This window comes from Lysinibacillus sp. FSL M8-0216 (assembly GCF_038595555.1).
Taxonomy (GTDB): domain Bacteria; phylum Bacillota; class Bacilli; order Bacillales_A; family Planococcaceae; genus Lysinibacillus; species Lysinibacillus fusiformis.
The window spans coordinates 3,435,824-3,459,298 of the sequence record NZ_CP152007.1; the positions used below are offsets into that span (position 1 = coordinate 3,435,824).

Consider the following 23,475-nt stretch of genomic DNA (forward strand, 5'->3'; position numbering starts at 1 on the left):
TTACATCCATTAAACATGTACTAATTTGATTTTATTTGCTACACGATCTGTTAACATTTGCGTTGCCTTTGGTACAATCGGTTTGAAAATTGGGTTTAAAACAGGACCAGCTAATCCACCAGCAATAACCTCTAAGAAGCCTGTCATTTTTGTGTTTTCAGCATCCATGCTTTCTGCAAGGAAATAGCCATTTCCTGTGAAATTATCCGAAAGACCTTTAAGTTCAAATGTCACTTTGGACGGGGATACCCACTCTAAAATAATAATTTCTACTTCAACTGTTTTTTTCAGAACTCCCACATTTCCTTTAAAAGTCCATGTTGAATGTTTGTCATCAATCATTTCATGTGCGTTATAACCTGGGACTAGCTTTGCCCATTTCTCCATATCACTGACGAAATCCCATACATGTTCAATTCCTACGGGTACTTCGACCGTATGTGTGCCTGTTGCCATATCAATTCACTACTTTCTTTTATGAATAGCTATATTATAAACGATATCGTCCACATTTTGGCTATGCTGAAAGATATAATTTTGACAAAAGCAGGTCCTTCATCCAGTATAGATGATTGTCCTTACTAGTTAATATATGCTATATTTTCTCTTTTGTTCTTTTATTGCTCAAGTACTACAATGACTTCTAACTTATGTATACAAAAGGGCATGCTAGATTTTTTTCTAGCATGCCCTATCAATTACTTAGCTAATTGTGCAAATACTTTATGGAAGGCATCAACCGTTTTTGCGATATGCTCCTCTGTATGTGCAGTAGAGATAAACAACCCTTCAAACTGAGACGGTGGTAGGAAAATTCCTTCCTCAGCCATCAAACGGAAGTATTCAGCAAATAAGGCTAAATCCGATGATTTAGCAGTTGCAAAATCAATGACCTCTTCATTCGTAAAGAAGAAGCCAATCATAGAACCTGCACGATTAACAGTGTGAGGAATTTTGTACTTCGTCGCCGCTTCACGGAAACCAGCCTCTAGCTGATCGCCTAGTTGTTTAAAGTATTCATAAGTACTGTGATCTAAACGTGATAGCGTTTCATAGCCCGCTGTCATAGCTAATGGATTCCCTGAAAGTGTACCTGCTTGATAAATTGGTCCAGCTGGTGCTACTTGCTCCATAATTTTTTTAGTACCAGCAAACGCACCCACTGGAAGGCCTCCGCCAATTACTTTCCCTAACGTCGTAATATCAGGTGTAACTCCGAAGTAACCTTGTGCACAACCATAATCAACACGGAAGCCCGTCATAACCTCATCAAAGATTAATAACGCACCATGTGAAGTTGTTAATTCGCGTAAGCCCTCTAAGAAACCTGATTGTGGTGGTACAACACCCATATTCCCTGCAACTGGCTCTACAATAACTGCTGCTAACTCTGCTCCAAATTTTTCGAAAACAGCTTTAGCGCCTTCTAAATCATTATAGGCTACAGTTAACGTATTACGAGCGATATCTGCAGGTACGCCAGGGCTATCAGGAAGACCCAATGTAGCAACTCCAGATCCTGCTTTAATTAATAATGAATCACCATGGCCATGATAAGAGCCTTCAAATTTTAAAATCTTATCACGACCTGTAACACCGCGTGCTACACGTAATGCAGACATAGTAGCTTCTGTTCCCGAAGAAACGAAGCGAATCATTTCCATGCCTGGAAGACGATCTAACACTAATTGAGCTAAACGATTTTCTGTATAGCTTGGTGCACCAAAGGAAGAGCCTTTTGCTGCAGTTTCAGCAATTGCTTTGACAACCTCTGGATGTGTATGTCCTAAAATGAGTGGGCCCCAAGATAATACATAATCTATATATTCATTACCATCAATATCTTTAATGATAGCCCCATGGCCTGATTCCATGAAAATTGGGTCCATATTTACTGATTTGAATGCACGAACGGGGCTGTTGACACCACCTGGCATTAACTGAACAGCTTCAGCATAGGCTTGCTTTGATTTTTCGTAAGAACGTGTCATTTATTTCTCCTCCAACCAACGTGCAACATCTTTTGCATGATACGTAATAATTAAATCAGAACCTGCACGTTTCATGCCTAATAATGTTTCAAGCACAACTTTTTTCTCTTCAATCCACCCATTAATAGCAGCTGCTTTAATCATCGCATACTCCCCTGAGACATTATACGCAACAAGTGGTAATGGATAATTATTTTTCATATCTCGAATAATATCTAAATAACTTAGGGCTGGCTTAACAATTAAGAAATCCGCACCCTCTTCGATATCAGATTCTGCCTCACGGAATGCCTCTAAACGGTTTGATGGGTCCATTTGATAGGATTTACGATCACCAAATTGTGGAGCACCATCTGCCGCGTCACGGAATGGGCCATAGTAACTTGACGCATATTTCACAGCATATGACATGATTGGAATATGCTCAAAGCCCGCTTCATCAAGACCAGCACGAATGGCTGCAACAAAACCATCCATCATATTAGATGGAGCAATTATATCTGCGCCTGCCTTTGCTTGTGATACTGCTGTACGAGCTAAAACATCTAAGGAAGGGTCATTTAAAATTTGATCGCCTTCAATTAAGCCACAATGACCATGATCCGTAAACTCACATAAGCATGTATCCGCAATGACTAAAAGCTCAGGATGACGCGTTTTAATTAAGCGAGTCGCCTCTTGGACAATACCATGATCATGGAATGCACCAGTTCCAACAGCATCTTTTTCAGCCGGTAAACCAAATAAAATTACAGCTGGGATTCCTAATGCAACAACCTCATCAATTTCTGCTTCTAGCTTATCTAATGAAAATTGAAAAACACCAGGCATAGATAGTACTTCATTTTTAATATTTTCGCCCTCTATTACAAAAATAGGATAAATCAGGTCCTCTTTATGTAAGTATGTTTCTTTTACCATTGATCGCATCGTTGCATTGGCACGCAAACGACGATGTCTTTGAAATTGTAGTTTTGTCATGATTTGTCCCCTACTTTCATTAATTCTTCGATGACTGCTTGCATTGTATATACACTTGGCATAATATCCACAGTTGCACCGTATTGTTCAAGAGCTGCTTCCGTAATATGGCCGATGGCTGCAACCCTAGTTGCTTGCCATCCAACATGTACTGCTACACTTTTTGCATATACATCAACAGCTGAAGGACTAGCAAAAATCACTGTGACGTCCTCATTGTGATGGATGCAATTAATAATAGCTGATATTTGATCATGTCGTTCTACCGTTTCATAAACTGTCCATTCTTTCAAATTAAAGGGCAGTCCATCCTTCAATGTACTTTTCGCCTTTTCTCCACGAATAAACAGACAACTTGGATGGTCGCCAGCTATACTTGGAAATTCCTTGACGAAAATATCAGCACTAAATACGGAAGGCATAAAGCTCACTTGAAATCCTAGATTTTCTAACGCTGTAGTTGTTTTTGTCCCAATGGAAGCAATTTTCGCTTGAAAATTTTTGGCACTTAATTGATGCCGCTCCATCTTATTAGCAAATGCATCTACAGCATTTTGACTCGTAAAGATAACCCAGTCAAATTGAAGCGCACTATTCAACAGTTTTGCATCATCGTTGTCCATACGTTCGCATGTTTCAATTAATGGGGCAATTACTGCATGGCCACCTAAAGCTGCAATATCATCTACAATAGCTGTTGTTTTAGATGTACCTGTTAAAAGTACCGTTTTACCTCTTAAAGGTAAATCATTTTGCATCTTGCTCTGCCTTCACACGTTGAATTAAATCGAAAGCTCCTTGTTTCGTTAAAATAGTAGCCAGCTCTTCCCCTATTTTTTGTGCGTCTGAACCAACTACTGTTTCTTTATATACAACTGATGCATCAGGTGCAGCAACAAGACCAGTTAAAGTAATTTCATCCCCATTTGATGTAGCATAGCCAGCGATTGGTACTTGGCACCCGCCATCCATGGCCGCCAAGAATGCTCGTTCAGCATGTGCCTCTTGCCATGTTAATTGGTCTGTTAATTTAGCTAACTCGGCTAATAGCTCAGTATCATCTCCACGGCATTCAATACCAAGAGAACCTTGTGCTACGGCTGGCAAACAATCTTCTACTGATAAAAATTCAGTGACAACATCTTCACTCCAACCAAGTCGTTTTAAACCGGCTGCTGCTAAAATAATCGCGTCGTATTCTTCGGTCTCAAGCTTAGCTAAACGTGTATCAACGTTTCCTCTAATCCATTTAATTTCAAGATCCGGACGTACTGTTAGTAGCTGTGCACTACGACGTAAAGAACTTGTCCCGACTACAGCTCCTGCAGGAAGATCAGCAAATTTAACATGTCCCTTCGAAATAAATGCGTCACGTGCATCTTCACGTGGAGGAATACAGCCAATTACTAAACCTTCCGGCAATACAGCAGGCATATCTTTCATAGAATGGACAGCAAAATCAATCTCTTTATCGTAAAGGGCTTGTTCAATTTCTTTAACGAACAATCCTTTTCCCCCTACCTTTGAAAGCTGTACATCTAAAATTTGATCACCTTTTGTCACGATTTCTTTTACTTCAAATTCAAATGGAGCACCAGCAGCCTTTAATTCATTAATGAACCAATTTGTTTGCGTTAGTGCTAGCTTACTTCTCCTAGAACCTACAATAATTTTTCTCAACAGTCTCCAACCTTTCCTCTAATACCATAAATGAAATCGCGATAAACTACTTCCTAAGAAGAAGTTCACAACAACTAATAGATAGGCATAAATATGTACCCATGCATAAGTTGTACCTATCAGCTTGCTTTTGCGATTCACATATAAGATAAAGCAATACAAAATTAAAATAATGAAGGATCCTATGATCTTCGCATCGAAAATCGAAAGACTCTCTAATGTTAATAATGCCCATTCAAACCCTAATATTAAACTTATAAATAGCATTGGGATTCCAATAAAGAATGATACATTCATCCAGTTGCTCGTTTGCTGTAAAGATGGCAGTCTTGTCCAAAGATGCGACCACTTTTTCTTCTTCAGTAATCGATATAAAACTAGATATAAAATGGCAAACACAAATGTTAATGTGAATGCTGCATATGACAATATCGCAAATGATATATGAATAAAAAGCATTTCCGAAATTAATGTATCTCCGACAGTTCCCGTAGGACGTTTAGGCATAAATGTAAATATACTAGCAAACAAAAATCCTAATATATTTATAATAAATACCGGTAAGTCTACTCTTGCAATGCAATGCAGGATAATGGATAACGTCACAAGTAACCAGGAGTAAAATAGAATCCCCTCTGACAATGATAAGATCGGAAAGCGTTTTGTTTCCACAAACGTTAAAATAATAATGGCACTTTGAATCATCCATACAAATGAAACAAGCCAGAAAGCAATGCGCCTTGCTCGTACTTGCTTATAAAAATAATCAGTAAAGTAAAAAACTAGACTGATCGCATACAAGACGATCATCACCTCATATAGCCTTGTCATGGTCAAATCAGCCAATAGACATCCCTTCTTTGTAGTGAAATTGTAAAGCTATAAATAAGAAAACAAAAAACGTTTTCGTATCCTAAGTTTACCATACAGATACGAAAACGCCTCATGTAATATCAGTAGAGAATCCAATAGCGCAACACCACTTCATACAACTTCAGTGTACAAAACGCATTAGATTATTTAGAAAGAATACTTTGGTTCAGCAGAAGTTTGAGTTGCCTGTGCGCGTTCTTTACGCTCAAGCTCTTGCTTCGTCATCTCTTGAACTTCAGCTTCCACAGCTTCTTCTATACCAAAAATTTGTTGGAATAAACGTAACTGTTCATTTGCTTTTGGTGAATTAGCCATTTCTTTAGCCTGTAAGATTGGCTCTTTTAACAATTGATTAATAATTGATTTTGTATGTTTACTTAAAATTTTACGTTCACGTTCCGTTAAATCTGACATTTTATTCTCGATACTAGTCATGGTCTCTTCTTGAATACGATTTGCTTTTTTCCGTAATGCAGAAATCACAGGTACGACACCAAGCGTAGACACCCAATCTTTAAATTGGAGCACTTCATGCCCAATCATATCCGTAATATCAGCAGCAGCACGTTCGCGTTCCGCTAAATTGGCTTCGACAATACCTTGTAAATCATCAATATCATATAAGAAAACATTTGGTAAATCGCCAACACGTGGATCGATATCACGAGGAACAGCGATATCTACCATAAATAATGGTTTCCCTTTACGTAAACGTTCCACGAATTGCATGAGCTCATAATCAATGACATAATCAGTTGCACCAGTCGATGTAATTAAAATATCTGCTTCTAATAAGGAGCACTGTAATTCCTTCATTGATTTAGCTTGACCATGGAATTTTGCAGCTAGACTTTCCGCCTTTTCAAACGTACGGTTAATTACTGTTACTTTTCCTACTCCACTGCCGTAGAGGTTTTCAATCGCAAGCTCCCCCATTTTCCCTGCACCTAGAATAGCTACATGCTTGCGTTGTAAAGAGCCAAAAATTTTCTTTGCTAATTCTACTGCTGCATAAGAAACTGATACCGCATTCTCGCCGATAGCTGTTTCATTATGTGCTCGCTTTGCAAATGTTACCGCTTGTTTAAATAGTTGATTGTAAACCGTTCCTGTCGTGCCAATCTCTTGTCCACTTAAAAAGCTTTTTTTTACTTGCCCTAAAATTTGCGTTTCACCTAGAACCATTGAATCGATCCCAGCTGTCACTTTAAATAAATGTTCGACTGCCTCATCCTCTTCACGAATTGTTAAATACGAAGAAAATGTCTCCACAGGCAAGTCAAACCAATCAGCTAAAAATTGTTTCACAAAATGACGTCCAGTATGCAATTGATCCACAACAGCATAAATTTCTGTACGGTTACATGTCGAAACAATAACGTTTTCTAAAATACTTTTCTGCTTTTGCAGCGCTTCCATTGCCTGAGGTAGTTCACTCTCAATGAATGATAACTTCTCTCTTATTTCAACAGGCGCTGTTTTATAATTCAAGCCTACTACGATGGTATGCATGAATAACACCTCACACGTTCTAATTCACAAATTTCATTATAGCACAGTTCGACAATAGTTCATCTATAATTTGTGAACATGTCATGAAGAACTGCATTTCGTCATCTACATTAGAATTATTATAAACTAAGTGTAACAAATTATACGTTTTGTTTCAAATTAAAAAACTGCCCCGCAATAGGAGGCAGTTTTCATCATTAATTTGTTATAGAAATAGTTTTCATTGAAATAATATTTCCATCTTTATCATATGCGATCAAATCAATTTCATTATTAACTTTAAAGTCCTGCATAGTTTGTACTGTTTTCGTTAACATAAACACATGATCACTACGTTTTAGCAACTCGAATTGTACATCACCACTAATCGATTTATAACGTACATTAATCTTCGCAACGTTTGGACAATTACCATCAATACGAGCACTCATTGTAAGATAGCCTTTTCGTAATGATACATTTGCATCTTCAAATAAATCATCCGGGTTGATACAGCTTGATGCCGGAGTTTTACATAAAATCGCATCAATTAACTTTTGGAACACCTGATGCAATTGTAAATTATCAAGCGCGTGATAATAAGCTCCGCCAGTTTCTGTAGACACTTGCATTAAAGTAGCATCATTTATTTGTGATTTCTTGCCCATACTTACTGTGTATATTTTCACACCTTGCTTTTTCGCTTCATTGATCACTTTTGTCATTTTTGATTTACTTGTTTTCCCATCAGATACAACCACAATAGCTTTAGCCGTTTTTGTATCGTTTGAGAATTTCGTTAATGCAATATCAATACCTGCAAAAATATCCGTAGCACCTTTCTCTTTAGACGCTTTATAAAGGTCTTTCTTCAATACAGCATCTGTTGTACCCTCACCAAGAATTGTTGCCTTTGTGTTTGTTTCGATGACGATGTTATTTTTCGCCTTCAATTGATTGATAAATTCAATCATTTTCTTGCCACGATAATTAGTTGGATCAACAGCCTTCATAGAAGAAGAATAATCCACTACATAAGCAACTTCTGTTGCTAATGAGCATGAATTTTTACTGAAGTACGGATTAGTAAAAATATCTTTGCTTACTGTTTTATCTTTTAAACCCTTCAAAATCGTTGCATAACGAGGGTCTATCGGATTGACAAGGGTTGCTTCTACTTTGGATTTTCCATAGATGATAGAGTCAAAGTATGCAACAGCTGTACCTGGACTGCCTGTATTGTTTAATGGATCTGAAGTATTCGTAATAAATGAAGCTGTTTTTTCCACTCCATCATACTTGATTTTGACTGTTCCTTGATAATCCGTAACTGGTTCTCCACCAGGACGAACTAACGTCACCATGACTTTTGTATAGCGATCCTTGCCTGATGGTCTAGAGGCAGCATCAGCACTTTCTTTCAATGCCTCTACTCGTTTTTTATAAGCCTCTACTTGTCCAAGTAGCTTCCCGCCTTGATATTTTAATAACACCGTACGATCATAGTTACTTAAGTTTGTAAAAATAGAATAAATTTTCATGACACTATCATAATGTTCAAGTGTCAATTTTTTTTCTTCTGGCATATGGTTCATAAGCTGGATGATAGCTCCAACTGGATTAATGTTTTCTACCTGAGAGGCGATTTCATCATCAATCCCTTGAACACGATAAATCGGACGGCCATCTTCAGAAATCATATACATAATTTCAGTTTTAGCTGGCGATGTGACAGAATTATCTAAACGACGATTTAACAGTTCCTCAAAAAGGTAAACAGAAATATTGTAGTTTTCAAATTGTAAAATAGCATTTTCATACCCTAGTGCTGGATATCTAGGGTCTGAGCCTCCGTAACGTAAATAAACATTTTGAACATTGCCCAAGGCGTCTGTTACATTAGTTTGCTGCCCAATACTAAATAGCTTTTTATCCCCATCATACTTCAATGGAATTGGTGAATACACATCAATTATGTTTTGTGTGAAGAACTCTGGCAACTTCTCATATGGAATATACGGTGGTGTCACATTCCCATTATCATCATCTGTATTAGTAGGATCATAGACTTGGTAATCTATACGCAATTCAGGTTGTGGTGAATAACGCACCTCTGCTTTTAATTTTTGCCCCACAAGACACTTCATTGCTGGATCTGTGTTATTAACCAATTCAAAGGAAATGGTATCACGAGCAGATTTTGTTAATTTTGGCGCTACAACAATAGCTGATACAGTCGAACCATCAGATTGGACGGTTCTAACCGCTTCGCCGGAAGTATCGATAATCGTACCGTAAGTTGACGTCACACGGAATGTATAAGATTTATCATCGGCAATAGGGTCTCCATTACAAGCCTTTAAAGATACAGTCACAAGTGTTGAATCCACTTCATTCGCAATTAAATCTGGTTTTTCCACTACAATGCTTTGCAATGCATTATTTACATAATCAGGTCCAGTAAAATCATTGGAGTTATCCTTTGGTTCTTCAAAATCCGCACTATTGGAGCCCATGAATCCTGGAGGTAATGTAATACTTTCATTATCACGACCAGCTGCACTTCGCGTTAATCCTTGTACGGCAAAGTTACCATTTTGGACTGCTCTATATAAGAATGTCGCTACATCACCACGCGTTAATTTTGTTGATGGATTAAAGCTTGCAAATGTTTTTTTACCTGAACTACTTGTCGATAAATTGTTTGAATATAAATATTGAACAGCTTGTGGTTCATCTAAATCCAATCCTTTAAAAGCGGCATAAATTTGTGCAAATTGACCACGAGTAATCGCTTTTGATCGATTGGCATTTACATGTGTTCCATTAAACGGTAAATAAAAATCACTATAAAAGTTATAAGCCACACTATCAATATAAGATAATGGATAGTTACGATCTAGCTTCGCAAACATGAGGACAAGCTCTCGATCTGTCACTTGCTCACTCGGTAAAAAGTTATTGGCATTGTTCAAAGACATCAATTCATTGTCAACCGCCCAAGAAATGGCTTTGTAATTACTACTATTCGTCGGAACATCTCTAATTGTTGTAGCTGCTTGCGTAACAACAGGTGTTGCTGTCATCAAAAGCAGCATGAAGCACAGCATAGTAAGCAATGCTTTTTTTACATATGTCATGGTTGTTCAGTCCTTTCTTTAGTTAAAGAACAATATGTCATCACGATAATTTTGTTTCAAGTCATCTTCTAAATATTTCAAGAAACGTTCTAGAACAACGGAAGCTTCTGCTCGAGACAGTGGTTTATTTGGATTAAAACGTCCAGCAGAATCGCCAATCATCAATCCAAGCTCATTGGCAATATAGATACCATCTCTTGCATAGTTTGGAATTTGGTTGTCATCCGTAAATTTCGTTAAAAAGCCAGGATTCGGCGCTCTATTTTCCAGGCCTAAGGCACGAACAAAGATAGTTGCCGCCTGTGCTCTTGTGATAGCACCATCAGGCATGAAGTAATCCGCTGAAACCCCTTTAATGATCCCTTTATTTAAAGCTGATTCAATATAGAAATAGTCTTTAGTAGATCGTTTTAAATCCTTAAAGACACTTGTAGTAGGAGCTTTTCTTGATTTCTTTTCTTCAAACACGCGTAGGTCAACCGCTTTACCAATGGCTGTAGTAAAATCAATGCGTTTCATTGGTGTTTTAGGAGAGAAGAAATTACTTGAATCTGAATAAATACCTAGAGAATACAGTTTCTCAATTGCTTCTTTCGCATAATGATTTGTTAAGTCCCGAAATTTAGGAATAATAAGACGTTCAATAGTTGGCATATATTCTGTATCTAAATCCAGTGTACCTTTTTGTCCAGAAGCTAAATTATAAGTGTACTCCGATATAACGTCCTTTTCACTGACAACGGCATAGCCACCTTCGAAGCTACCTAAAGTACCTAGGTTCTCCTCGTAATTCAGGATACGTGATTTACTAGTAGATACGCGATTTTTTACATGGCTTGTCTTACCATCACTGAATGAATATACAGACTCTGTGATTTGTGTTTCAGTTGCTCCCCAAAAGTTTTCATAGCCTGCATGTCTGCTATCAGTTTCAATCGTTATGGTGTTTTGAACCGCATTTTTCCCTTTGCCAGTTTCATAGGCATAGGTCTTTCTTGAAATTACATTTCCCGAGTAATAATCAGAAGCTGCCCGATTATCTGTAACAGTTCCTTGGGAAAATTGATAATCGACTAAAGAATAAGTAATCGATCCGATTGTAATTTTTTCAGTATATTTCTTAACCTCTCCATTAGAAGTTTTTTGACCAATACTTGCATAATCCACAACATCTGACTCGTAGGCAATGTTTCTTGTTAATGTTGCGCCATTGTTGCCAGTTAACTTCATACTATACGTTTCAGTTAATTTGCCCTTCGATTCTTTTTGTGTAATTTTAATATCTTTACTTGTTCCTTTGAAAATGACGGGTGATCCTGAAAGAAATACCGCTTCCTCATATGTATATTCATTTTTCACGGCACCTGTTGTTTCTAATGAAGCAGCTGATGCATGGAATGGTGTAATCGAATTAATTACAAAAATAGCCAGAATGACTAACACTAATTTTGACCAATTTTTTGGCATGCGCTTATCCTCTCTTTCACTGTACATAAAGTGAATCATGATGCTAGCTTTAAAAATTTCTAAAGCAAAAATCTGCTTATCTTTCGAAAGTATTGACAATTTAGCCCATAAGCCGAAGCGAAGATTCCTTTTTTAGATTATGAATACATCGCCTTTTTGCTAATACTATTCGCATTAGACTCGCAGATTTTAGTTTGTTATTGACATTAATCTACTAAAATAAAATGTCCCTTTACAAATCGATCCGATAGTACAACTAAACGATCCGATGGCTGTAAATCAGATGCCTGAATCACTTTACCTGCTTTTATCAGTGTCGCTTGATCAATATTCATATTAATCATCTCACCTGCTTCATACCAATGGCCATTTTGCCATTGACTAACACTCTTGACGTTTATAACAGCAGGATACGTAGATTTCACAGATTGTAACTTCCCTGTAAGCATTAATGGTGCAACGGGTTTGGCATTATCTAACATATGAAGGGCCTGTACATGACCATCCTTCACATAGAAGTAACCATAATCCCCTTCAGATAAATAAAGTTCAATATCAGGCATGACATTATATGTTCTACTTCCGTCATCTACCTTTGCCTTTGTTGAATTACTAACCGACAGAACTGTACGATCTGTTTTCTTGAAAACATTGGATTCTATTTTCATAGCATCGTCAATTTCAATAAGGTATCCATCAGCTTGAGATAATCGTCCATAATATAATTCATGACCAGCTAAGTTTGGAGACATAAAGCTATCACTCGTCACTTGCACTACTTGTGCATAGTGATCACGAGCAGCACCATCTGTAATTACAAATGCTGTACCATAAGCCATAAGCCCCGTCGGTTCAATTAAACGCCCATTACGAATTAAAATAGTTCCATTATGGAAATACATTGAGCCTGCTGTTTTAAGTTTTAACAGTTTGTAATCTGTATCAACAGATAGCATTGGTTCATAATAAGTTCGTTCATTATTTTTCAATACTACAATTTTCTCAATAACTTCTTTCCCAAATTGTTTTACAGTCGCGTAGTAAGCTTCACTACCAATATAATTTTTCAGTTGACCTTTCTCTACCTTAGTATTTCCCACATATATCGGTACCTTGGAAGTAAAAGGCATTGTTGAAAGGTCTGCAGTTATTTGAGAGCCAAATTGCCAGTTAACAAAAGCATGCTGGTTTTTGACAGTTAATTTATTGGCATTAGGATTAACTGCTTGTATTTCCCCTTTATATAGGTTTTCTACAAGCGTACCCGTTTCACTTATTGCTATTTTTGTAACAATAGAAGTATTTTTATTTTTCAAGCTCAATTTAATTCGATCTCCAACATATAGTGCACTGATATCCGTTGCAGATGAGCTTTTTTGATAAACGGTTTCTTTATTAATATAGTAAGTAGTCTCTGCACCAACATCTGGCTTAACCATAATAAATAATCCATTAGGATCGATACTTGTTACGACACCAGCAATTGTGGTACTGTTGCCTCCAGTTGATGGAACATTCGTTTCTGTTGGTAAATTAGATTTACCTCGTAGTTCCACAACACTTCTTAAAGAAATGTCAGCTTCCACTTCCATGCCCATTTTAAAACCTTCTATAGTTGTGGACGTATTATTAATAAATAAGCGTGTGTTCTTACTAATATTGTAGGTTACAGAACGGCCTCGATCATTTTGCAATGTCACTTTACTCAGTTGCTTTTCTATCGTGCCATCTGGCTTGGTATATTCTGAATATGTTACATCAACAAAGGTACCAGTTACTAATTGGGCAGCCTTAGCTGTTTGGTTAAAGGAAAAAACTAGAACCATCAGTAACATAATCGATAGTATGTATGATATCTTTTTCAAAAATTCTGCCTCCTTGCTAAATTTTAGTCATGAATAGTATATCGTATTATTGGTAGTTTTTCTCATTCAAAAAGTTACAATTTCTATCTTAACCGATAACTTTAAAAGTAAAGGTAGCTTTCAATTAAAGCTACCTTGCCTGCTCAGACCTGAACATCAATTGTATGTCCAGCTGTCGGATGTGGAGCATCTAACATTTCAACTAATTGTTCTGTGTTTTGCTGTTGCATATCCATCGCTTGTTTTGTTACAGCCAAGGATACGTTTTGCATAAGTGTCGCTTGATTCATTGCTATCGATAAAGCCGCTATATCCATACAGTCCACCTCCTATCTACCTTATCGGCAAATTTTTTTATTTCTCAAGCATATTCTCCAAGTTTCTCCATACTTCATTAGTAAAAATAAAAAGCATCTACAGTCCTAATTCATTAGAACCAATAGATGCTTTTTTTTACATTCTATTTTCGATAGTACGCCAAGCCTCTTCAAAACCAAGGCCTGTTTCTGAAGAAAAGACAATAAGTGGATCATTTTTTTCCATCTCCAATGTCTCTTTGACAATTTTTTTATGCTTATCCCATTTACCTTTTGGAATTTTATCTGCCTTCGTTGCAATCACAATGCAAGGAATATTATAATGCTTTAAAAAATCATACATCATGCGATCATCCGCTGTTGGAGGATGACGCAAATCAATAATTTGTACAACTGCTTTTAATTCTTGACGCCCTGTAAAGTAACGCTCAATCATTTTTCCCCACGCTTCACGCTCTGATTTCGAAACCTTTGCATAACCATAGCCCGGAACATCTACAAAAAATAATTGTTCTTCAATTTTATAAAAGTTCAGGGTTTGTGTTTTACCAGGTTTAGACGAAATACGCGCTAAAGCTTTACGTCCGATCATTCGATTAATGAAGGAAGATTTCCCTACATTTGAACGACCAGCTAATGCAAATTCTGGCAGTCCATCTTCTGGATATTGGTCTGGTCTTACCGCACTAATGACCATTTCGACATTATGGACTTTCATTTTTCTAAATACCTCCGTCCAGTGCATAGGCTAATACTTCATCTGCCGATGACACTAGTTTAAATGTAAGTTGCTCACGGACACTGTCAGGAATATCTTCTATATCGCGTTCATTATCCTGTGGACAAATAATAGTTGTTAATCCTGCACGGTGAGCACTTAATGTTTTTTCTTTCAAACCACCAATTGGTAGTACTCGACCACGTAATGTGATCTCACCTGTCATCCCCACTTCTCTGCGAATCGGTCGGTTTAGAATAGCAGAGACAATAGCTGTCGCCATTGTAATACCTGCAGATGGCCCGTCTTTAGGGACAGCACCTTCTGGAACGTGAATATGGATATCATGTGTATCAAAATATTCTGGATCTACTTGAAGTTTCTCCATTTTTGTTCGAACATAGGATAAGGCTGTTTGAGCTGATTCTTTCATGACATCTCCCAGCTTACCTGTTAGTTGCAATTTCCCTTTTCCAGGTGTTAAGGATACTTCAATTTGTAATGTGTCGCCACCAACTGTTGTGTAAGCAAGACCAGTTGCAACACCTACTTGATTTTCCTTTTCAGCCTGTCCGTAACGGAAACGATGTTTACCAAGCAATTCTTGGATTGATTTCGAGTTAACCGTTACCCGTTTTTTCTCACCCGAGACAATTATCTTGGCAATTTTACGACAAAGCGTAGCAATTTGACGTTCTAAACCACGTACTCCAGCCTCACGTGTATAATAACGGATAATATCAATTACGGCTTCATCCTTAATAATAACTTGTGACTTTTTCAAACCATGTTCTTTCAATTGCTTCGGAATTAAATGATTATTCGTAATCTGCGCTTTTTCAATTTCTGTATAGCCTGCTATAGAAATTACTTCCATACGGTCTAACAATGGTCCTGGGATGCTACTCAAATCATTGGCAGTGGCAATAAATAGGACATTTGATAAATCATATGTTTCCTCAATATAGTGATCACTAAATGTATTGTTTTGCGCAGGATCTAAAACTTCTAGCATCGCTGCAGCAGGATCTCCTCTAAAGTCATTAGACATTTTATCAATTTCATCTAATAAAAATACCGGATTAATGGTACCAGCCTTTTTCATTCCTTGGATAATACGACCTGGCATAGCTCCTACATACGTACGACGGTGCCCACGAATTTCAGATTCATCACGAACCCCACCTAATGAAATACGAATAAATTTGCGGTCTAAGCTTTCCGCGATAGAGCGAGCTAATGATGTTTTCCCCACACCTGGAGGTCCCGCTAAGCAAAGTATCGGTCCACGAAGTGAATTTTTCAGCTGACGGACAGCTAAATATTCAAGAACCCGTTCTTTAACTTTTTCTAATCCATCATGATCCCGATTCAAAATGTTCTCAGCATGATCAATATTCATGCGATCCTCAGTTGCTTTTGTCCAAGGTAATGAAATGAGCCAATCGATGTAATTTCGGATAACGCCACTTTCAGCACTAGCACCTGGAATTTTTTCATATCTATCTAATTCCTTCAGTGCCACTTCTTTTGTTGACTCAGGCATCCCTGACGCATCAATTGATTTACGTAACTCTGCTACTTCACCCGTTTTTCCTTCACGGTCCCCAAGCTCGGTTTGGATAGCCTTCATCTGTTCACGTAAATAGTATTCTTTTTGCGTACGCTCCATCGATTGCTTCACTTTTGAATTGATCTTCTTTTCCAGATCGAGTACTTCTTGTTCATCGTGCAAACGAATAATTAAGTGATCTAGTCGTTTCTTCACATTCAGCATTTCCAACACTTCTTGCTTATCTGCAATTTTAAATGGTAAATGTGATGCAATAATGTCTGCTAATCGTCCTGGTTCCTCAATATCTGCTACAGTGTTGATGGTCTCGGCTGTTATTTTATTAGAGGATTTAGCATATTTTTCAAAATACGTTAATAGTGTACGCATTAAAGCTTGCGTTTCTACATCCTTACCTAACAAATCCTCTTTTACGTCGATATCAACAAATGTAAAATTTTCTAAGGCACGATAGTTTTTCCAAGATGCACGCGCGACTCCCTCAACTAAAATTCGCAATGTGCCATTTGGTAATTTTAACATTTGTTTGACATAAGCCATTGTACCAATCGCGTATAAATCTTGTTCTTCTGGCTGTTCATCGTGCATTTCCTTTTGTGTTACCAATAAAATCATCTGGTCCTCTAACATTGCCTGTTCTAGCGCTGCTACAGAACGATTTCTACCCACATCAATATGTAACACCATCGATGGGAATACTAAAAGTCCACGTAAAGGTAATAATGGTACATTTGTTGTTTTTTGTATAGTTACCATGCGGGTATTCACCTCCGTCAAAATTTTCATGTTCAATTCCCGCGCTACTAGTATGTGTTTAAAAAACTGATTCACACTAGTTATTGAAACGAGCCAAAAATTTCTACAAGTCAGTTGGCCAATATGTAAGAATGAATAAAAAGCTGACTGTCGATATGTGCGAACATTGCACAATCGAAGTCAGCTAATTACTCTTTATCTCATAACGGTAGACAGCCAAATCTATACGCTATGCTGAAGTTTTTGTGTCGCTACCTTCATCGAGTTCAGTGCCATCTTCAAGAAGCAATTTCGGTTTTTCTTTATCCGTAATTGTTTTTGCAGTAATGATACATTTTTTTACGTCTTCACGTGAAGGCAGTTCGTACATTACATCAAGCATCGTTGACTCAATTATTGAACGAAGACCACGTGCACCTGTTTTACGCTCAATTGCTTCCTTCGCAATTTCCGCAAGTGCACCTTCATCAAACTCAAGCTCAACACCGTCTAGTTCAAGCATTTTCTGATATTGCTTAGCTAACGCATTTTTAGGCTCTGTCAAAATTTGTACTAGTGCAGCTTCATTTAATTGCTCTAGGCTAGCAAGTACTGGTAATCGACCAATGAACTCTGGAATTAGACCAAATTTCAGTAAATCCTCAGGAATCAGCTTAGACATGATAGAACCTTCATCTACGTCCACTATATTCGGATCTGAACCAAATCCAATTATTTTTTCACCTTGGCGACGTTTAATGATGGATTCAATGCCATCAAACGCTCCACCAACAATGAATAAAATATTGGTTGTATCGATTTGTAAAAACTCTTGATGAGGATGTTTTCGGCCACCTTGTGGTGGAACACTTGCAACAGTTCCTTCTAAAATCTTTAGAAGTGCCTGCTGAACACCTTCGCCAGAAACATCGCGTGTAATGGATGGGTTTTCTGACTTACGTGCAACTTTATCGATTTCATCAATATAGATAATACCTTTTTCAGCGCGTTCGATATCATAATCTGCTGATTGGATTAGCTTTAATAAAATATTTTCAACGTCCTCACCCACATATCCTGCTTCAGTTAATGAAGTAGCATCCGCAATCGCGAATGGAACATTTAATATACGTGCTAACGTTTGAGCTAATAATGTTTTACCGCTACCAGTCGGGCCGATTAACACAATGTTCGATTTTGCCAGTTCAACATCATCAATTTTACTGTTTGTATTGATGCGTTTATAGTGATTATAAACCGCAACTGCTAATGCTTTTTTAGCACGCTCTTGTCCAATTACATACTCATCTAAAATCGTTAGAATCTCTTTTGGTTTCGGGATATCTTGGAATTCGATTTCCTCTTCTACACCTAGTTCCTCTACAACGATTTCTGAACAAAGCTCAATACACTCATCACAAATATACACACCAGGACCTGCTACTAATTTACGCACTTGTTCTTGTGGTTTTCCACAGAATGAGCATTTTAAATTGCCTTTTTCATCATTAAATTTGAACAATATGTTTCACCCCTATTCAAGCAACAATCTTACAAGATTATTGAACCTTTATCAAATAAATTGTCTGCATCATTTATGCCTTCGCATTCATGCAAGTAGATTATAACATCATGTTGTTTACTTCATTCGCCGTCTGCAGCATATTTTTCAGGAACCCATTTGCGCGACCTTTCGTTTCTAAGGTCTCGGTTCTTCACTACTGACATATAAGATTCAAGCTGTCATCAACTACTGATATCTTGATCAGCTACATAGCTTTTTATTTATAAATCTACTACATTCATCTACCAAGGCTTTTTTCATTCGAAGAAATGTTGATTGTTAATGTCTTTATTATGATCTTACAGAATGAAGTAAAATGAGCATCGTGTAAAAATAAAAACAATACTATGTATAAGTGAAGTGTAAAGTGAGTCGTACTAAACTTTAAGGGGACTGATTTTTAGTTGATGTGATAAAACAAGGCACGGTTTAATGCCGTACCTTGTTTTTTTTAGCTATCTAATTACACAAAATCTTATTCAGTAATTTTAGCGTTTTCTACTAAAAATTCAACTGTTTTTTGGATTTTGATGTCGTTTTCAAGTACTGCTGTACCACCTAAAGCACCTGTAATTTGCTCTTTTGTCATGTTGAATTGAGCAGCCATTTTTTCTAATTCTGCTTCAATATCAGCTTCAGTTGCTTCAATTTTTTCAGCTTCAGCAATCGCTTCTAGTGTTAAAGATACACGTACACGGCTTTCTGCTTCTTCTTTCATTTGACCACGTAAATCTTCTTCAGATTGGCCAGAGAATTGGTAGTATAGATCTAAGTTCATACCTTGTGTTTGTAGACGTTGACCAAACTCTTGCAACATACGATCAGTTTCAGAGTTAATCATTCCTGCTGGTACTTCAAACTCAGCATTTTCAGAAGCTTTTTCTACTAGCTCATCACGAAGAGATGCATCAGATTCTGCTACTTTTTGTGCTTCTGTTTGTTCTTTAATTTTAGCGCGTAAAGCTTCTACGCTTTCTACTTCTGAATCTAATTCTTTTGCGAATTCATCATTTAATTCAGGAAGAACTTTTGTTTTAACTTCTTTCACTGTTACTTTGAAAGTAGCTTCTTTGCCTGCTAATTCAGCAGCATGGTATTCTTCTGGGAATGTAACAACTACATCTTTAGATTCGCCAGCTTTCACACCTGTTAATTGCTCTTCAAAACCAGGAATGAAAGAACCAGAACCGATTTCTAGTGGATAGTCTTCACCTTTACCACCTTCAAAAGCTTCTTCACCAACGAAACCTTCGAAATCGATTACTGCTGTATCGCCTTCAACGATTGCTTCGTCTTCTTTAATTTCAAGTTCAGCTTTACGAGCTAATTGGTCTTGAATTTGAGCGTCTACTTCTTCATCAGTTACTTCAACTGGAAGTTTAGCTACTTCTAGACCTTTGTAGTCACCAAGTTTTGGTTCTGGTTTAACTGTTACTTGTGCAGTGAATGAGAAATCTTGACCATGTACAAAGTTTTCTGTACCAGAGATTTCTGGGTAATCAACTGGCATAATTCCAGCTTCATCGATTGCCTTTGCATAAGAATCAGGAACGATAATTTCTAATGCATCTTGGTATAAAGATTCGATACCGAAACGTTGTTCGAACATTTTACGAGGCATTTTACCTTTACGGAAACCTGGTACGTTAATTTGTTTTACAACTTTTTTGAACGCTTGGTCCATTGCTGCATCTACTTCTGCAGCTGGTACTTCAATTGTAAGAGTACCGATATTACCTTCTTGTTTTTCCCATTTTGCTGACATGTATAAATACCTCCAAATAAATAATCAAGTTTAGGATGTTAGACAATTCATTCGTAACTACGATTTTGACAACCATTTTAGTATAACATAGATGTGTATAGTTTCAACTTTTTTCATACCTAATGTAGTTCTGTTAGCTTTTCTAACATTTGTAAAAAGTCTACGATTTCATAGTCCATTTCTTTCACATTCCCTAGCATTGATGATACAAAATCTATATAACTATAGGCAACATCTTCCGCCTCAAATGGATGCCATTCAAAGGGAAATGTGACAATGGCATGTTTCGCCATTAAGTATTGTACCATTTCCAACGTCGTTGGGTCTTGTGTCAACTTACTTTCAACTATATTTTTTATTTCACCATATTGTGGTAATTGATTAGGTAAAGATAGTTGTGCGGGGTTTATCGTTTTTGAATGCCCCAATTTTGAAACCGTAATATCAATTGAAACTTCCTGTTCAACTAATAGGATTAAAGCCAAGCTTTGGACAAAAGGATGGACGGTTGTACTTTCAATAATTGCTTGCAATGCCGTTTTTAACTGTCTTACATTGGTATCCATCAGACGATGTAATTTGATAGATTGCTCATTCGCAGCTAGTGCACTAAATTTTTCAAGCTCATACTCCTGCTCTTCTATAAACCGTTGCGCATTTTCTTTTTTTTCAAGATTTTTGGATACTTCTCTATTAAGACTTTTTAATCGTTCAAATTTCTCCACTTGATCACTTGGCAGTACACTTTCCTCTAGGAGGGTCGTGATCAACGTCTCTACTTGATGATATTCCTTCAACTGCATGCAAATTGTAATATACAATTCCATGACTTCCACATACATTGTTGTCCCCATTGTAAAAAGCTGTTCACAAACTCCTTTTGCCTTGTCATAATCCTTTAATTCGTATAAAGCAAAGGCATAGGCGCTAAGCGCAAATTCATCACCCGTTTCATATATAAAGGCCTTTTCAAAACTTGCAACAGCTTTCTCGTATTGATAATTTTCAGCAAACATATGCCCTTCACGTATTAATGTTTGGACAGCGCCTGGAAAAACAATAATATTGTCATGTTTAATAACATGACGCTTACGTTTTGTCAATTCCCTCACCTCCTCTGTTCTATTTTTCATTTCGATTATTTACTAAAAAATCCACAATTTTCTTATTTTTTACAAAAAATAATTGCTTTTACATTCATATTTTGTAATAAAATGTATTATAATTAGAATAGTCTAAAATTTATTACAATTCGCAGACTATTCCTAGTTATCTGCATACAGAAAATCAAGTTCTTAATAAGGAGTGGAATACATGCAATTACTAGATACAATCACTGAATTTGACCATTGTATCTCACCTGCATTCGAGGCATTATCGATTAAAGTCATTTCATTTTCTACAGCGGACGGACCTATTCAAGATAATCCGATCGAATTTGAATTTTTAACACGTACAAAAATTGATGTGTATACGCAAGAAGCTAGCACTTATCTTTTACGTATTCTTGGAACAATTCCTGGTTCTATTGCACTTGGGCATCAAAATGAATCTCTTTCCATTATTCCTCAAAAAGTAAACATCGAATGTAATGACAAGCTGTTACATGTGGACAAAAAAGATATGCATCAAATTTTACAACATCCTGAGCCGAATCGTCATTACAGCGAATGGCTTATTGATGCTATAAAAAATACCAATATTCTCGTTGAGCTGAAGACAAACCAGCATTCACTGATTGAATGGCCAATCGGTATAAAATCTGCAGCCATAATATAGGTAGAGATAGACATACTTCATCGTATGTCTTTTTTTGTTACTCTTATTTAAGCCTTTCCATTTTATTGCGTTTCTATCATAACAACTTTCTATAGTTTCTGGAAATAATATTATAACAGCCACAAACATTAAAGTGTTTGTATTGTCGATTCAAATAGTAAGTGTCTTTCCGTCCTGCATCAGGATTGCAAATTGGTCGATTTGCTTGAAAAAGGAGCTATAATAATAGAACAAACCTTATGATGGAGGCACATAAATATGAATGTAAAAGAAACACTACAATCTTTTTCTACTATGACACTGCATGAACGTCAGTCAGTGATGAAGGACAACGGAGAATGGCTCTTACAGGAGATGTTAACGCACATTGGCTCAACTGATGCTGAATTGCGTGATCATTTAATTTATCGTACGTTTGTTGATTTACTGAGTGATAATTTATTAAGCACACAACAATTACAATTATTATTTGAGACAGCAACAAGTGAGGAATTTTTATATGTACATATCGGACAAGCACCAACAGACAGTGTCTTTACTAGATCATTCTCTGCACTGCTTATTGCAGGTATACTTGCAAAGGATGCCGAGATGCTTGTTTTAAAAGATGAGGAGTTGCAGCCGTTCTTTAAAAAAATTGGACGTTATCTATTATTAGAACAAGATACAAGAGGTTACGTAAAGGATAAAGGATGGGCTCATAGCATTTCACATGGGGCTGATTTAGCCTCCATGACTATTAAACACCCAAAATTCGATTTGCAATATGCTCCATCCATTTTACATGCACTTAAGCTTGTCACGTGGAAAGGCACTGTCTATGTCAATGATGAAGAAGAGCGATTAATCAACATAGTAGATGCTTTATTACAACAAAACTACTCGGAGGAAGCTTTGATCGAATTTGTTGAACAAGCCTTTGATAAGTTTGAAATGCATTTAATGACGCACGGTTATAATGATAGCTTTTTTAGTGGGCGCACTTGTACATTAAACTTCATGAAGACATTATATTTTTCTTTAAAAATGAATAATAAAGCCCCCAAACTACAAAATACAATCTATGGGCAAGTAGCCAAATGGCTCAAGCTTGGTGACTGACTAAAAAATGCTGATTCGTTACGTATCTTTCTCACAAACATAAAAAATTTCTACCATTTTAGCAAACTAAGAATTTACTTAGTTTGCTTTTTGTTTTTCAAATAGAATATAAATATGTAAATTTATGTATAATCAAGAAAACTATTTGTTATATTAACATAATTAATAACACTCCCCATTTATTCCCTTTTCAATCATTCCTTTCATTGATAGTTCATCCTAATGTTTCCACACAATGAGTCTTCTTCTACTCCTTTTATAGAAAAAAGGCAAATGAAATATATTATTATGTCCGATGGGATACGGATTTTATTACAAAACAGCGTCCAAAATGTGAAATGCAATTTTTCATAAAAAAAACTATTTACTTAGGTAAACATGAAGAATGCAGTATTTTCAACGTTTCCACAGTGTTTAATAAACAAAACCTTAAAA

At 36.8% G+C, this 23,475-nt stretch carries 18 protein-coding genes; 2 read left to right on the plus strand and 16 right to left on the minus strand.

Annotated elements, in window-relative coordinates; all coding sequences use genetic code 11:
* Window positions 1-9: 9 nt before the first annotated feature.
* The 16 genes from MKX57_RS16925 to MKX57_RS17000 all read right to left on the minus strand — a co-directional run bounded on the left by MKX57_RS16925 (window position 10) and on the right by MKX57_RS17000 (window position 21,263).
* Window positions 10-456 (minus strand): SRPBCC family protein, encoded by a 447-nt coding sequence (locus tag MKX57_RS16925; RefSeq protein WP_008180674.1) that lies wholly within the window; start codon window positions 454-456, stop codon window positions 10-12.
* A gap of 242 nt (window positions 457-698) precedes the next feature.
* Window positions 699-1,991, minus strand: a complete 1,293-nt coding sequence (hemL, locus tag MKX57_RS16930; protein WP_008180672.1) for a glutamate-1-semialdehyde 2,1-aminomutase — start codon at window positions 1,989-1,991, stop codon at window positions 699-701.
* Window positions 1,992-2,972, minus strand: a complete 981-nt coding sequence (gene hemB, locus MKX57_RS16935) for a porphobilinogen synthase (RefSeq protein ID WP_008180670.1) — start codon at window positions 2,970-2,972, stop codon at window positions 1,992-1,994.
* The gene (locus MKX57_RS16940) at window positions 2,969-3,730 is read right to left on the minus strand and encodes a uroporphyrinogen-III synthase (RefSeq protein WP_008180668.1); all 762 of its coding nucleotides are present in this window, start codon (window positions 3,728-3,730) and stop codon (window positions 2,969-2,971) included. The genes hemB and MKX57_RS16940 overlap by 4 nt, the downstream gene beginning before the upstream one ends.
* Entirely contained in the window at window positions 3,720-4,652 is a 933-nt protein-coding gene (gene hemC, locus MKX57_RS16945; RefSeq protein WP_008180666.1) for a hydroxymethylbilane synthase, read from the minus strand. The genes MKX57_RS16940 and hemC overlap by 11 nt, the downstream gene beginning before the upstream one ends.
* Before the next feature lie 18 nt (window positions 4,653-4,670).
* On the minus strand, window positions 4,671-5,498 hold the full coding sequence (ccsA, locus tag MKX57_RS16950) for a cytochrome c biogenesis protein CcsA (protein WP_036119291.1): 828 nt from the start codon (window positions 5,496-5,498) through the stop codon (window positions 4,671-4,673).
* A 174-nt stretch (window positions 5,499-5,672) separates the two neighbouring features.
* On the minus strand, window positions 5,673-7,037 hold the full coding sequence (gene hemA, locus MKX57_RS16955) for a glutamyl-tRNA reductase (RefSeq protein ID WP_342550432.1): 1,365 nt from the start codon (window positions 7,035-7,037) through the stop codon (window positions 5,673-5,675).
* 197 nt (window positions 7,038-7,234) lie between these two features.
* Window positions 7,235-10,156: a VWA domain-containing protein gene (locus MKX57_RS16960; protein WP_342550433.1), complete on the minus strand. Its 2,922-nt coding sequence runs from the start codon at window positions 10,154-10,156 to the stop codon at window positions 7,235-7,237.
* Window positions 10,157-10,174: 18 nt separating this feature from the next.
* On the minus strand, window positions 10,175-11,623 hold the full coding sequence (locus tag MKX57_RS16965) for an S-layer homology domain-containing protein (protein ID WP_043990748.1): 1,449 nt from the start codon (window positions 11,621-11,623) through the stop codon (window positions 10,175-10,177).
* Between the two features lie 206 nt (window positions 11,624-11,829).
* The gene (locus tag MKX57_RS16970) at window positions 11,830-13,488 is read right to left on the minus strand and encodes a DUF5666 domain-containing protein (protein WP_043990747.1); all 1,659 of its coding nucleotides are present in this window, start codon (window positions 13,486-13,488) and stop codon (window positions 11,830-11,832) included.
* 143 nt (window positions 13,489-13,631) lie between these two features.
* Window positions 13,632-13,805 carry a YjfB family protein gene (locus tag MKX57_RS16975; RefSeq protein WP_008180656.1) on the minus strand — a complete coding sequence of 58 codons (174 nt, stop codon included), beginning with the start codon at window positions 13,803-13,805 and terminating at the stop codon, window positions 13,632-13,634.
* 136 nt (window positions 13,806-13,941) lie between these two features.
* On the minus strand, window positions 13,942-14,523 hold the full coding sequence (gene yihA, locus MKX57_RS16980) for a ribosome biogenesis GTP-binding protein YihA/YsxC (protein ID WP_008180654.1): 582 nt from the start codon (window positions 14,521-14,523) through the stop codon (window positions 13,942-13,944).
* 4 nt (window positions 14,524-14,527) lie between these two features.
* A complete protein-coding gene (lon, locus tag MKX57_RS16985; protein WP_043990746.1) occupies window positions 14,528-16,852 on the minus strand; it encodes an endopeptidase La in 2,325 nt (774 codons plus the stop codon).
* A gap of 229 nt (window positions 16,853-17,081) precedes the next feature.
* On the minus strand, window positions 17,082-18,353 hold the full coding sequence (gene clpX, locus MKX57_RS16990; RefSeq protein ID WP_008180649.1) for an ATP-dependent protease ATP-binding subunit ClpX: 1,272 nt from the start codon (window positions 18,351-18,353) through the stop codon (window positions 17,082-17,084).
* A gap of 517 nt (window positions 18,354-18,870) precedes the next feature.
* Complete coding sequence (tig, locus tag MKX57_RS16995; protein WP_036119311.1) at window positions 18,871-20,160, minus strand: trigger factor; 1,290 nt, start codon at window positions 20,158-20,160, stop codon at window positions 18,871-18,873.
* A gap of 119 nt (window positions 20,161-20,279) precedes the next feature.
* On the minus strand, window positions 20,280-21,263 hold the full coding sequence (locus MKX57_RS17000; RefSeq protein ID WP_043990763.1) for a DUF3196 family protein: 984 nt from the start codon (window positions 21,261-21,263) through the stop codon (window positions 20,280-20,282).
* Window positions 21,264-21,474: 211 nt separating this feature from the next.
* On the opposite strand from MKX57_RS17000, the gene MKX57_RS17005 reads away from it, so the two are divergent.
* Together MKX57_RS17005 and MKX57_RS17010 are read left to right on the plus strand one after the other, a co-directional pair.
* Window positions 21,475-21,939: a hypothetical protein gene (locus MKX57_RS17005; protein ID WP_089986695.1), complete on the plus strand. Its 465-nt coding sequence runs from the start codon at window positions 21,475-21,477 to the stop codon at window positions 21,937-21,939.
* Between the two features lie 258 nt (window positions 21,940-22,197).
* Window positions 22,198-23,040 (plus strand): DUF2785 domain-containing protein, encoded by an 843-nt coding sequence (locus tag MKX57_RS17010; protein ID WP_171365518.1) that lies wholly within the window; start codon window positions 22,198-22,200, stop codon window positions 23,038-23,040.
* The last annotated feature ends 435 nt before the right edge of the window (window positions 23,041-23,475 follow it).